The following is a 13,042-nucleotide window of genomic DNA, read 5'->3' as shown; positions in this document are numbered from 1 at the left end:
CGCGCGCCGCCATTTGCTTTCGCAGCCGAGCAGTGCGCTCGCGGTATTCCTGCTGACTAAATGCAGGTACGCGTTCCTGTTGCCTAGAGGTGGGCATGAGCAGCTTTCTCCTATCTTGGTAAATGTCGATCGCAGGAGGCGATCAATTGGTTTTGCTTTCTTCAAGTGCGCCTTTGAATCCGATCGTACTTGGCTAAGTGGGCAGCCTAGGTCGACCCGTTCGAGGGAGTCAGGTACCGGTCCGATGCGGAGGCGTCGGCAATCCAATCCATCAGCCCCTTGCTAAGGCTGCGCGGGACAAGGAGGTCGCATTCGAACCCGCTCCTGCGCAGCAGCAGCACCGGCATATGATCGAGGCCCGTCTGGATTGCCCGTCCATCTCCCAGTGTCTCCCAATCCGCCGCGACACACCGCTCCAGCACCTGTTTGAGGCCCCTGCCAGACAGCCGGAGCCGAATCCTGCCCTCGCCGAGCGGGAGTGTGCAGCCGAATTCCGCGTCGACGTCGATCACAGGCGGCGGGCCGTCGCAAAGCAGCCAAAACCGGCGCGGCGCGATCCGAATGACGAGCCTATCGTCATGACGAGCAGTGTCGCCGACCTTGTTCGGCAAAGGCTCGCCCAGTATCCTATTCAGTACCACCTCAAATTTTGCCATTGCGCCGTCCCAACCCTCGAATTGCAGGATCGAGCAGTCATAGGCCGCCATCTCAAACCCGCCCATGTTCGAACCATCAGCCATGGAGTCGCTCACCCTTCGGGTCGAGGAAAATAGGCGAGACTATCCGGGCTCGAACCGTCTGGCCCTTCATGGGATAGGCAGCGACGATCTCAGCGCCCTCCTCCGCGGCATTTCGGGCAATCAAAGCGAGCCCAACCGAGGCGTCGAGCGTGGGGCTGTAGGTCACCGAGGTGATCCGGCCGAGACCATGGCCGTGCATCCGCTCGCCAGGCCTGAATAGAATAGCGCCTCCGCTCAACCTCTTGCCCGGCTCAAGGCAGCGTAGTCCGACCAGCCGCGGCCTCGCCGGGTCACTGAGAGCTTCACGGCGGCCAAGCACATCGCCTACATAGCCGCTGCGCTTACCCGCCATGCGGCTGAGTCCGAGGTCGTCGAGCGTCGTCCTGCCGTCGATCTCCGGCCCAGCGACATGGCCTTTCTCGACGCGCAAGGCGCCCAGAGCCTCGACCCCGTAAGGCTTTTGGCCGAAAGGCGTGCCGGCCTCGATCAACCGGCACCACATTTCCTTGCCGACGCTAGCACCGGTATAGATCTCGTAAGCCCGCTCGCCCGAAAAGCTGAGACGAATGATGCGCAGGGGCTTGTCCCTATATCGACCTTCAAGAAAACCCATATGCGGCAACGCTTCATTGGAAACGTTCAGATCGGGGAACGCGGCGGCGAGGATTTCCCGACTCGTTGGACCGGCCACGGACATCGCCGCCCATTCGTCGGTGACCGAAGTTACCGAAACACGCAGGCCCGGCCAGGCGGTATCGAGCAGGAATTCGAGCCGGGACATCACGTCCGCGGCCTTCGCGGTCGATGTCGTCATAAAAAAATGCCGCTCGCTGAGCCGCATCGTTGTGCCATCATCGAAGACGATGCCGTCGTCGCGCAGCATGATGCCGTAGCGCGCGCGGCCGATCGGCAGCTTGGCAAAACCGTTAACATAGACTCGGTCGAGGAATTCAGCCGCGTCCGGCCCCTGGACGTCGATCTTCCCTAGCGTGGAAATGTCCATCAGGCCGGCCGCCTCGCGTACCATTCGCATTTCGGCGGGATAGGCCTGGTCAACATCGCGGCCGGAAGCAAGGTAAAACGAGGGCCGCATCCAGACGCCCGTCTCCAGCATCTGCGCGCCGTTAGCGACATGCCAGTCATGCATTGGCGTGCGCCGGAACGGCTTGTAAAGATGGCGCTGGCTGCGCCCAGCCAGCGCTCCGACGGCGACTGGGGTATAGGGAGGCCGAAATGTAGTCGTGCCAACGTCCGGAACCGCCATCCCGCGCAGACCGGCCATGGCGGAAATCGCGATGACATTGCTTGTCTTGCCCTGGTCGGCGCCCATTCCGAGCGTCGTATATCGCTTCAGATGTTCGACCGACTCGTATCCCTCACGATGCGCCAGCGCGACGTCACTGACGGTTACGTCCATCTGCAGGTCGATGAAGGCCTTGCCTTTGGTAAGTTCCGCCTTTCGGTTCCCGAACCATCTCTCACCCGATCGAGTGGGGAGAGAATCCTGCGGCCGTCTGGCAGGGCTACCGTCCTTTCCCCCCACGAAGTGGGGGAGAGGTCCCGAGCGAGGCGAGGTGACGAAATGGCTACCATTAGGTCCCGCGTTGATCTCAGCAAGATCGAGGCTGAAGGGCGGCTGGACTGATTTCGTTGCGCCGCAGAACGCAGCTGCTTCGGCCCCCGCACGATGCCCCTCCTCGATGGCACCGGCTGTGATGAAGCCTCCTGTCACGGCGCCGGCGACGAACTGCCCCGCTCCGAGCTTTCCGGGAACGAAATCCTTTATGTCCTCGCGATATACGGGCCTTACCCCAAGATGGCAGGTCAGATGCACCGTCGGCGACCAACCGCCCGAGACCACGACCAGGTCGCATTTCAAGGTAATCGTACCGCCCGGTTCGGAAAGCGTAACAGCGCGTACGGCATGACGCCCCAAAGCATTGGAGATTAGCGACTTCCTACGGACGGCAATGCCCCAGTGGCGCGACTGTTCCAATCGTTCATGTGTCGGTTCCGCGCGGCCGTCGGCTATCGTCACTTCGGCCCCGGCTGCCGCAAGATCAAAGGCTGCGGAATAGGCGCTGTCGTTGTCGGTTGCGACCATCACCCTCGTACCCGCAAGTACGGCAAAGCGGTTCAGATAGGTCCGCGCCGCGGAGGCCAGCATGATGCCGGGCCGGTCATTGTTGGCGAAGGTAAGCGGCCGCTCGATCGAGCCCGTAGCGTAGACCATCGTTTTCGCGCGCAAAAGCGCGACCATCTGGCGCGCCTCGCCTTTTGCCGGATCGGCGGTTCCTGAGCCGTGCCGCTCCACGAGCCCGAGCACATTGCTGTCATAGGCACCAAACGCGGTGGTGCGCGTCATCATCGAAACATTCGGCATGTGGGCGAGCCGTGCGAGCGTTACGGAAAGCCAAGCCCGGGCCTCGCCGTCCGCCGGCTCCGACAAAAGCGTACCGCCAGCCAAAAAATCCTGCTCTACGAGGACCACCTTGGCGCCCGCCTCGCCCGCCGCCAGTGCCGCTGAAAGCCCCGCAGGTCCGGCCCCGATCACGGCCACATCGGCGAAGAGATTGCGCACCTCGTACCGATCCGGATCTGGCTCCTCGCCCGCTCGGCCGAGCCCGGCGGCATTGCGGATGAAATGCTCATAGACCATCCATGCCCGCCGCGTCGGGCCCATGAAAGTCTTGTAGTAAAAACCGGCCGACAGAAAAGGCGCGAACAGTCCGTTCACGCTTTGGATGTCGAACTTCAACGACGGCCAGCGGTTCTGGCTCTCGGCAACCAGCCCGTCGGCCAGTTCCACCGTGGTAGCTGGTAGGTTCGGCTCGCGGCGCCCCCTCGCCCCCACCGTCACGAGCGCATTCGGCTCCTCCGGCCCTGCAGAATAGATCCCGCGGGGCCGGTGGTACTTGAAGCTGCGGCCGACCAGGCCGAATCCGTTCGCCAGTAGCGCCGAAGCGAGCGTATCGCCTCGGTACCCAGCTAAAGCCTTGCCATCAAAGATGAATTCCATCGGTCGCGATCGGTCGATCCGGCCGCCTTCGTGAAGCCGCCTCATGCGCGTGCCTCCCGCGCGGAGCGGACTGAGGCGATCTCATGGTTGCGTGTATCGCGCCCGACCACCAACCATTGACGGCACCCTATCACGTGCTGCCAATACTCGCGATGCGGTCCGGCCGGGTTCTCGCGCACGAAGACGTATCGGTACCAAGCCTCGAAATCCGCGTCGTCGTGGACAGGACGGATGACCGACGCGTCACCGCCGTAGCGGAACTCGTCGTGGTCGCGCGGACCGCAGTAGGGACATTCGATGCGTAGCATGGTCTTGGGTCTCTCGGTTATTGCAGCCAGGCGAACGGCCCGATGCCGGCCTCGTCGATCGTGCGGCCGGTGCGGAAACGGTCCAGGCTGTAGCCGGCGCTCAGCGGATGCGCCTTTCCGGTGGCGATGGTATGCGCGAAGCACCATCCTGAGGCCGGGGTGGCCTTGAAGCCGCCATAGCACCAGCCACCGTTTAGGTAGAGCCCGTCGATTGGCGTAGGGCAGATGATAGGGCTGCCGTCCGGCGTCATGTCCATCACCCCGCCCCAGTGGCGCAGAATGCGCAGGCGGGAAATGCAGGGCATCAGCGCGACCGCTGCCTCCGCGACTTCACGTACCATGCCGAGATTGCCGCGTTGGGCATAGGAATTGTAGCCGTCCAGCCCGCCGCCGAACACCAGCCCACCCTTGTCGGATTGGCTAACGTAGAAATGCTCGGTCCCGTGGGCCACGATGTGGTGGACCAGGGGCTTGATCGGCTCTGTGACAAAAGCCTGCAAGACATGGCTCTCGATCGGCAGTTCAAGGCCCGCCTTCCGGCCGAGCAGTGAGGTGTGACCCGCCACTGCAAGCCCTACTTTCCCGGCCTGGATCCGGCCCCTCTTCGTATCAACTCCAACGATGCGCTCGCCGTCACGAACGAAACCCGTCACCTCGCAGCCCTGGATGATGTCGACGCCATGGGCGTCGGCGGCGCGCGCGTAGCCCCAGGCCACCGCGTCGTGACGTGCCGTGCCGGCGCGACCTTGGAAGATCGCGCCATGGATCGGGGCACGCGCCTTATCGGAGAAATCGAGGTAGGGGACGAGCCGCCGCACCTCATCTCGGTGGAGAATGTCGGCGTCGATGCCGTTCAGCCGCATGATGTTGGCGCGGAAGCCGAAGCTATCGAGCTGGTCGGCCGAATGGGCCGTGATGAGCATGCCTCGCTGCGAGAACATGACGTTGAAATTCAGCGCCTGCGACATGCCTTCCCAGAGCTTCATAGAGAATTCGTAAAACTGGGTGTTGCCGTCGAGCAGGTAGTTGGAGCGGATGACCGTGGTGTTTCGGCCGACATTGCCGCCGCCGACATAGCCCTTCTCCAGCACGGCGACGTTGCGGATGCCGTGGTTCTCGGCGAGATAGAAAGCGGCCGCCAAGCCGTGCCCGCCGCCGCCCACAATCACAACATCATAGGCCGGCTTCGGATTGGGTGCGCGCCAGGCGCGCCGCCAGTACCTGTCGCCGGAAAGGCCATTGCGTAGGATGGAAAAAACCGAATAGCCGGGCATACGGTTCCCTTATTTTGACGAAGAGGAGGCGGGCGAACCTGCAGAAGGCTTCCGCACCTTGCTCGAAGATACGGAAGGGTTCGGAGATTGCGATGCCGGGAAAGGGAAGCGTCGTGTGTCGTAGTTGAGGAAGGGTAGTATTGCGCGTCCATGTCTTGTGACGGCGCGATCCTGGGAGTCAGAATCGAAGAGGTTTGGCATTCCGTGCTGTCCCTTCCGGAGCTTCAAAGACAGTTCATAGAAAACGCGGATGCATGTGAACTCGGTCGTTACCAATTCACCAACATAGATGAACTTCGTCCTGAGTCAGGCCGGTCCGGATAGCAATCGGGTCGTCACAGAAAAATGCCTCAATACCAGGCGAGAGGACGTCTCTTATATGCACTACACTTCACTCTGCGTTGACGGGGCGGATGCAGCTGGAACACTGCCCCTAAAGTATGCGCCACTTGGCGTTGGATGCGCCAACATAGAGTCGCGAACGGTACCATCGCGTTTTCAGATGACAGAAGACGTGGCCCATGGGATGCGCTGGCGTTGAGTTGGCTCCTCGAAAGGTGGACCGCTATTCGACGCTTTGCCAGGCCCTAGCGCAGGCATCTTGCATGTGACCAACCCATCGCGGGCATTTAAGGACAGGGATCTGCGATGCAGGTCGCCACGAGGGTTAGATCGCCGCCAAGAGCGGTTTCACCCTACAAAACGAGGCTACCCACCTCTGACACTGAAGCCCGTGTCAAGCCGCGGGTACTGGACGCGCGCGCTGAAGGCCCAGGGTCGATCTCCACCCCGCAACGAAGAGGATCATCAAAACGACCAGGGGCAAAAGGATAAACAGCGTCGCTACTGCGGCAATGGTAGGGTCGATTTGGTGGCGAATATCTTCCCACATCTTTAGCGGCAGGGTGCGCATCGAGATCCCTCCTACCAAAGATGTAATGACGACCTCATCAAAGGAGTGAAGGAACGCGAACACAGCGCCGCCGATTATACCCGGCCGAATCAGCGGCAGCGTCACCCTCATGAAGGTCTGCAGTGGCCCAGCCCGCATGCTCATAGCTGCCTGCTCCAGCTGCGGGTCGAAATTCGCCAGCGACGCCGATACGATTACGAGGACATAGCCGATAGCGCCGATGGTATGCGCCAGGACAATGCCGGTCATCGAACCGAGCAACCCGAGTTTGAGCAGCCCGAGATAGGTCGCTATGCCGACGACGATAACCGGAAAGGTGATCGGCGTCAGCATCGCCATTGTCAGGAAGCTGCGCAGGCGCGGAAGGGCGCGGTTAAGCCCGAAGGCTGCAAGCGTGCCGATGATGGTCGACAGGATGACAACCATAAAGCCGATCTGGATGCTCATCCAGGCGGCGGCGTACCATGACGGATCGCCAAAGAAGGATTCATACCACTGCAGCGAAAAACCTGACGGAGGGAATTGCAAATACTTCCCAGCACTGAAGGACATGATGACGACAAGAACCTCTGGAAACAGTAGGTAGAACATAACGAGCGCGAGAAACATTATGCCGACTAGCTGCGGCCAGCGACCGTCGCCACCTGCGCGGTAGAGCTGTGCTATCCAGCGCTTCGCCCGATAGGAAATAAAAAACTCACCGAGACGGTGCCATGACTTCAGCGATGGTTGCGCCGTGCGGCGCGACGTACCTGAGAGATCGAGCCCGACCATCGAGAGCACGACGATGGCGACTGCCAGGAGGACAAAGGCCGAGGCAGCGACGCGTCCCATGTCGAAAGAGCTACGGACCTGCGACGCAATGAAGGTCGATAGCATGGCGTCTCCCAACCCGCCGAGTGCGGCTGGCGCGATGTAGAAGCCGAGGCAGACCACAAAAACCAACAGGCAGCCGCTGCGCACGCCCGGCATGCTGAGAGGGAAGAAAACGCGCCAGAAAGCTGTGGCCGGTCGCGCGCCCATGCTGCGAGCCGCCGCCATCAGTGATTTGTCGATGCCCATCATGGCACTGACCAGAGGCAAGATCATCATAGGCAGCATGATGTGCACCATTCCGATATAGACGGCCATGCGGTTGTAGATAAGTGGCAGCGGACTGGAAATAAGGCCGTGGTCAACCAGCAGATTGTTTATCAGACCGCCATCGCCAAGGATCACGATCCACGCATAGGTCACGACCAGTCCACTGGTCAGATAGGGCACCAGGACGAGCACAATGAGCGCCATGCGTAGCCGTTTCGAGGCGGCCACGATCAGATAGGCCGTGGGATAGCCGATAAGGAGGCAGATAGCCGTGGCTACTACACTAATCTCGATGGTCTGGAAGAGAACGCGCACATTTGCCGGCTGGCCGAAGAACGCCTTATAGTTGCCAGTCGAAAAAGCCGGTGCGTTAAAGCTGGTCAGGAAGAGCTGAACAATTGGTATGCCGAATACCACGAGAAGCACGGCAAGGGCCGGCCCAGTGAGAGCGATGGGCATTCGGCCAAATTCCCGAAGCGTCTTCATCAGAACCTCACGCCGTGACAAAGCGAACGTCGGACCGCAGCCAGTCGAGGCGTACCTCATCGCCAGGTCGGAAGATCTGTTGGCCCGCAGCCACGTGCTCGCGAACGATAAGCACACTGTCCCCGGCGCGCACTTGGTATTTCCGCAACGGGCCAGCATAAATCATGTCTTCGACAACGCCAGTGACAAATTGTCTTTGGTCCGCGTCGGCTCGCCTTTGAGCCCCCCGAGCGGCAACGCAGATACGCTCCGGCCGGAGCATCGCGACAGTGCCCAAGGGCGGCGCGGCATCGGATTCGACTTTGAACCCGCAATTCTCGAGGGCATTAGCCTCGCCCATAAAGTTCGCCACGAATTGTGTCGCGGGCCGGTCATAGAGAGCCTCCGGTGTATCGGTCTGCTCGATTTCCCCGGCGCGCATGACGACGATTCGGTCCGATAGCGTGAGCGCCTCCTCCTGGTCGTGCGTGACGCAGATGGTTGTTTTGCCAAACTCCCGGTGCAGGCTTTTAATCTCGCCTTGCATCTGCTCGCGAAGGTTGCGGTCGAGGGCCCCCAAAGGCTCGTCGAGCAGGAGAAGCGGCGGATCGGCGATCAGGGCTCGGGAAAGCGCCACGCGCTGTTGTTGCCCACCGCTCAGTTGGGATGGCACACGGCCGCCGAACTCTTTGAGGTGGACACGCTCAAGCATTCGATCGACCTGTACTGCCCGGTCGGAGGCCTTCATGCCGCGCATTTCGAGCGGAAATTCGAGGTTGCGGCGCACCGTGAGGTGCGGAAACAGCGCATAGCTCTGGAAGACGATGCCCTGGTCGCGCCGGTAAGACGGCACTGAAGCAACCGACTTACCAGCAATGAGGATGTCTCCCTTTGTAGGCGCTACGAACCCGGCGAGCAGCATCAGCACTGTGGTCTTGCCCGAACCGCTTGGACCGAGAATAGTCAAGAACTCGCCGCGACGGACTGCAAGTGACAAGTTCTTGACCGCAGCGACCGCCCCATACATCTTAGTGACGCCGCGGAACTCAATCTGCGCCGGAACCGTGTTTTTCTCCGAAACTTCATTTTCGGAAAATGGCCGGGTAATGTTTTCATGCAAGGTCACAAGTGATCCTTTAATACTGCCGGGACGTAGCTTTAAGCGAACAAGCTCCCAACCGCAAAGAAGAGCGCCGGACGAAGCGGCTCCATCGAGAGTTAAGAGGTGGGAAGGCGACGGACTCGTTCCTCGCCACCTTCACAACATACTCTGATCGGGGATCACTGAAGAATCCACTCGTTCCAACGTTGGATAATTTTGTCGTTGTTGGTCTTGCCGTCTGATCCCACCTCACTGTACCACTTGGAGTCCATTGTTATGGTGGACGCCGAGTAATCGGGATGGCTAGCGAATTTACGTGCGACAGCTTCTGGTAACAGTTTGAACGCATTTCGGTTGGTTGGGCCGTATGGCATGAGCTGTACAAAGGCTGCCTGCCTGTCAGCGCGGGTTATGAATTCAATGAATCTCTGTGCGTTCTCGGGATTCGGGCTATCCTTGGGGATTGCCCAGCTTTCCCAGGTCATCTTTTGCTGGTTTCGATTGATCTCAACCTGCGCGCCTTGGTCGATCAATGCAACGGCCCGGCCATCGTAGGACTCCGCCAAGTCGACAACCTTATCGTGCAGCATCTGTTGGATCTCGGACCCTGTAGCGAACCATTTGCGGATATGCGGTTTGATCTTGTCGAGGCTTGCGAAAGCTCGATCGATATCCAAAGGATAGAGGGCGTCAGCAGGCAAACCGTCCGCCAGAAGAGCTTCTTCCCAAGGGCCGTATTCTCCGTACTCTCCGGTTGGCAACGTGCGAACTCCGGGATACTTCACGACATCCCAAAACTCTGCCCAAGTAGCCGGCCGCGGTTTGTTAGCTGGGAATTTCTCGATGTTGTAGACCATGCATAATGCGTAAACGATCGACCCGACACTGTGCGGAGACTTGGCGAAGTCTAGCATCGCGTCCAACTCGTCTCTTTTATAGATGGAGTAATCGATTTCTTCGAGGTAGCCCTTTCGCGAAGCCTGCAAAGTTAGGCCTGGGCCTATGGGAACTACATCAACCGAAACGTTATTGTTCGACACCTCTAGCTCAAATTTGGCCATAGAAAATTCATCGGTAATCGGGGTCACTTTGATTCCCGTCTCGGCTTCGAATGGCCTTACATAGGCTTCCATACAGGCCTTTGCGTAGTCGCCACCATTGAGCATGGCTATCACTTCGCCCGCCGATTGGGCTGCGGCGCGGCGGGGTTGGTAAGACATCGCACCTGCTGCGATAGCGGATGCCCCGTGGATGAAACGTCTGCGGTTTATCGACACCATTTTTTGTTCTCCCTCATTGTCCCGCCCCTGGGCAGGATTCCTTTAGTGTTTTGCACTTCGACCTTAATCTCGGGCCGCCAGCGTAGTCTCAACCAGGCTCACCCAATAGCCGATGCTATCGGGCAGGGATTCGTCGTTGATGTCATACGCCGGGTTGTGCAATGAAATGTCGGGCCATTGCCAAGGTTAATATAAGAGCGAGGCTTCGCTTCAAGCATGTAGCGAATTCCTCAACCCCCATGCTGCTGGGTCGTGGCCTATCGTTGACGGAATTAAATCCAACGCGACCGCATGCCGCTGCTATCGCCAGATTAGTCCCTTCCGTGTGGTTCACCATGGATTTCCTAGCCGTCGGTGCGTGAACTCAATTTCCGCGCCGTATGCTTGCGCTTAGCACCTCCATCAAAATCAATCGCCTAGCGCCTCCCGTCAAATGCAGTTTGTATATCGGCGTCATCTAGGACCGAGATGGCTGTCCGAGTAGTCACGGGGAAGATGATCATATGGGGGTCATCGCGTCCGACGCTGATGCCGCGACGCTGCTGCGATCGATGCTGCGTGACATCCTGTCTTGATGAGATCTCCGCTGAGGTCGTGACTACCCGGTGCCCATTGCGCCGTCGGATTGCATTGATGCGCAGAATTCCGCACAGGATGGACAGACGGTGCGGTCAAAGCGCGTGAGCGGCCTGATGATCTCGCCGGCTGCGGCGGTCGGAGCAAGCTTGATCGCCACCATGGGTCACCGGATGATTGCGAGTTGGTCCGGCGGCATCCATTGGCGAGACAAGCCATAGTGGCGGATGCGGTGGAAGCCGTCGCGGGCAATGCAGCGGACGCGACCGGATGAACTCGCTCGGATCGAGCGACGTCAACCAGGGCGCGTTGCTGTGATGATAATCCCGCCAGCGGAAGGTTACGCTTGTCTCGTCGGCGCCTGACTAGGCGACTGTTGCGATGGCGACCCCGTGGGTATACGGCCGAGTATAGACGAGAACCTGCTCGGGCGAGCCGAACGGCGGCTTGGTATAGAAGGTCTAGCTTTGTCACGAAGCATGAGGAATCGCGCTCATCAAGGCGTGAGCCTGACCGAGTCCATCGAGCGTGCCGGGGAAGCGCAGTCGCATGGGCCGCCTGAGGAACAGCCACAGGAACGGGCCGGAGAGGAATGGATGGGCAAGAAGAAGGGTGGCCGCCAGCTAAGGGCTTAGGAGGGGTAGCGGCTCGGCGACGATGGAACTTGAACGCTGCGGCGACGCCGTCGCACAGAATGGCATAGACACTGCCTTATTTTGAAAGGCAATATCGGCGACTTCGGTCGGCACCGTAAATCGACTTGGAAGTACGCTAACGGCAGCAGATCGGCCGACGGCCGGTGAGCCACCGTCCGCGCGTTGCGCTCTGACACTGGGAGCCGGCAGCAGTTATAGCAGACGCGGGGATGTGCGCAGTCCTCACAGGCCTCGATGACCGCCAAGCGCCGGAGTCCGGCAGAGCTCGATCGCGGACATGACGCGGCCGAGATGGCCGCCATTAGGCAACACGAGACGAATGACATGGTACAGCAGACATGCCCACCTCCAGCTCGGTGCGCATCGCCCGGGCTTAGGCGGGCGGCGGCCACCTCCAGCGTCAGGCGGTCGAGCGGGCTCGGCGTCCTGGCGATTATTGCCACAGGGTGTAGTGCACGCCGTCTTCGAGAGGTCATTACGCGACGAAGCAGCCTTCGTCGCGCGCACAGTTGGGCTTCTTCAACGGGATGCTAATTACTCTGGAAGGCACCAGCATCTTATCTCCTTTTCCTGCTGGTGCGGTCCAGCGGGAGTTCGATGCGCATCCGACTGTCAGAGTTTGAGCGATCGCGCCACGAGCGCTACTCCTTCGTTGGCGTCGACATGCGCGCCCGATCGTATGGCGAAGACGATGGATGTTCCAGGCGCCCGGATGTCAATGGACTCAGCGGACAGCGAATCCATCGGATGCAGGATGCCTATGAGATCTCCCTCCTTCACTTCATCCAACACCGAGCAGCGAGGTTCGAAGATGCCCGGTGCAGGCGATTTCAACTCGTCGGACGGATGCGTTTCGAGCGTTTGGCCGGACTTCTGTTGACGGAACGTTGGATACTTGGCTTTACCCTCGACCAACCCGAGCGCGATGAGCGCGTTGCGTACTCCAGCCTCGTAGATGGCGAGATTATCCGCGCCGACCGTGCCGCCGCCGAATTCAGCGCACACAAAAACCTTGCCCTGCTCCTGGGCCAGGATATCGAACATTCCAGCCGTGTCGTTGTAATCCCAGACCAATGACAAGGGCAATTTAAACGCTTCCGCCATTCTCACCGTCCTGGCCATAAGATCGAGATCGGCAATGGGGTGCGTCGTGGCCGCCGGTGGAAAATCCCACGTTGGTCCGAAGCTGTGCAAATCAAATACAGTGTCGGCCATTGGCAACAATACGCGCGAAACCGCATCCGCGATTCGTTGTGTCACTGACCCGTCGGCGCGGCCCGGAAACACGCGATTGAGATTCAACCCGTCGAGCGGAGTATTGCGGCTCCATGCCTCCACGGCCAATGGATTGAGCACCGGTAGGACGATGACCCTTCCACAGGTTTGCGCTTCTGGCAGCCAGTCGATAAGCCGTCGCGCGACAAGTGGCCCCTCCAGTTCATTACCGTGATTTCCGCCGGTGACAAGAAGGCGTGGTCCCTGCCCTTTATTGAGACTGAAGACCGGGAGCGAAAGCTCTCCGCAGTCGACACCTCCAGGCACAACGAGATGCCCCCTGCTCACGCCAGGCGTATCGAGATCAAACGTAAGATGTGATGCTTCGCTCATTGTTCAGCCTGTTGGTTT

The 13,042-nt window shown here is 59.9% G+C and carries 8 protein-coding genes; all 8 read right to left on the bottom strand.

All coding sequences use genetic code 11. The annotated features are described in order from the left end of the window. Positions 1 to 206 precede the first annotated feature (206 nt). Positions 207 to 740: a sarcosine oxidase subunit gamma gene (locus EN846_RS27315; protein ID WP_127282601.1), complete on the bottom strand. Its 534-nt coding sequence runs from the start codon at positions 738 to 740 to the stop codon at positions 207 to 209. Then, the gene (locus tag EN846_RS27310) at positions 733 to 3,804 is read right to left on the bottom strand and encodes a sarcosine oxidase subunit alpha family protein (RefSeq protein ID WP_127282602.1); all 3,072 of its coding nucleotides are present in this window, start codon (positions 3,802 to 3,804) and stop codon (positions 733 to 735) included. The genes EN846_RS27315 and EN846_RS27310 overlap by 8 nt, the downstream gene beginning before the upstream one ends. Continuing rightward, complete coding sequence (locus EN846_RS27305; protein WP_127239356.1) at positions 3,801 to 4,067, bottom strand: sarcosine oxidase subunit delta; 267 nt, start codon at positions 4,065 to 4,067, stop codon at positions 3,801 to 3,803. Before EN846_RS27305 ends, EN846_RS27310 begins: the two co-directional genes overlap by 4 nt. A gap of 17 nt (positions 4,068 to 4,084) precedes the next feature. Then, positions 4,085 to 5,341, bottom strand: a complete 1,257-nt coding sequence (locus tag EN846_RS27300) for a sarcosine oxidase subunit beta family protein (RefSeq protein ID WP_127282603.1) — start codon at positions 5,339 to 5,341, stop codon at positions 4,085 to 4,087. Between the two features lie 736 nt (positions 5,342 to 6,077). Continuing rightward, positions 6,078 to 7,823 carry an ABC transporter permease subunit gene (locus EN846_RS27295; protein ID WP_127239358.1) on the bottom strand — a complete coding sequence of 582 codons (1,746 nt, stop codon included), beginning with the start codon at positions 7,821 to 7,823 and terminating at the stop codon, positions 6,078 to 6,080. A 7-nt stretch (positions 7,824 to 7,830) separates the two neighbouring features. Beyond that, positions 7,831 to 8,829, bottom strand: coding sequence for an ABC transporter ATP-binding protein (locus EN846_RS27290; RefSeq protein ID WP_189523705.1), 999 nt, complete (start codon positions 8,827 to 8,829; stop codon positions 7,831 to 7,833). A 254-nt stretch (positions 8,830 to 9,083) separates the two neighbouring features. Continuing rightward, positions 9,084 to 10,184, bottom strand: coding sequence for an ABC transporter substrate-binding protein (locus EN846_RS27285; protein ID WP_127282604.1), 1,101 nt, complete (start codon positions 10,182 to 10,184; stop codon positions 9,084 to 9,086). A gap of 1,844 nt (positions 10,185 to 12,028) precedes the next feature. Next, the gene (locus EN846_RS27280) at positions 12,029 to 13,024 is read right to left on the bottom strand and encodes a succinylglutamate desuccinylase/aspartoacylase family protein (RefSeq protein WP_127282605.1); all 996 of its coding nucleotides are present in this window, start codon (positions 13,022 to 13,024) and stop codon (positions 12,029 to 12,031) included. Positions 13,025 to 13,042 lie beyond the last annotated feature (18 nt).

The organism is Mesorhizobium sp. M4B.F.Ca.ET.203.01.1.1, from assembly GCF_004791025.1.
Taxonomy (GTDB): Bacteria; Pseudomonadota; Alphaproteobacteria; order Rhizobiales; family Rhizobiaceae; genus Mesorhizobium; species Mesorhizobium abyssinicae.
Note: the sequence above shows the minus strand (reverse complement) of the source record. Positions and strands in the feature narration are given on the sequence as shown.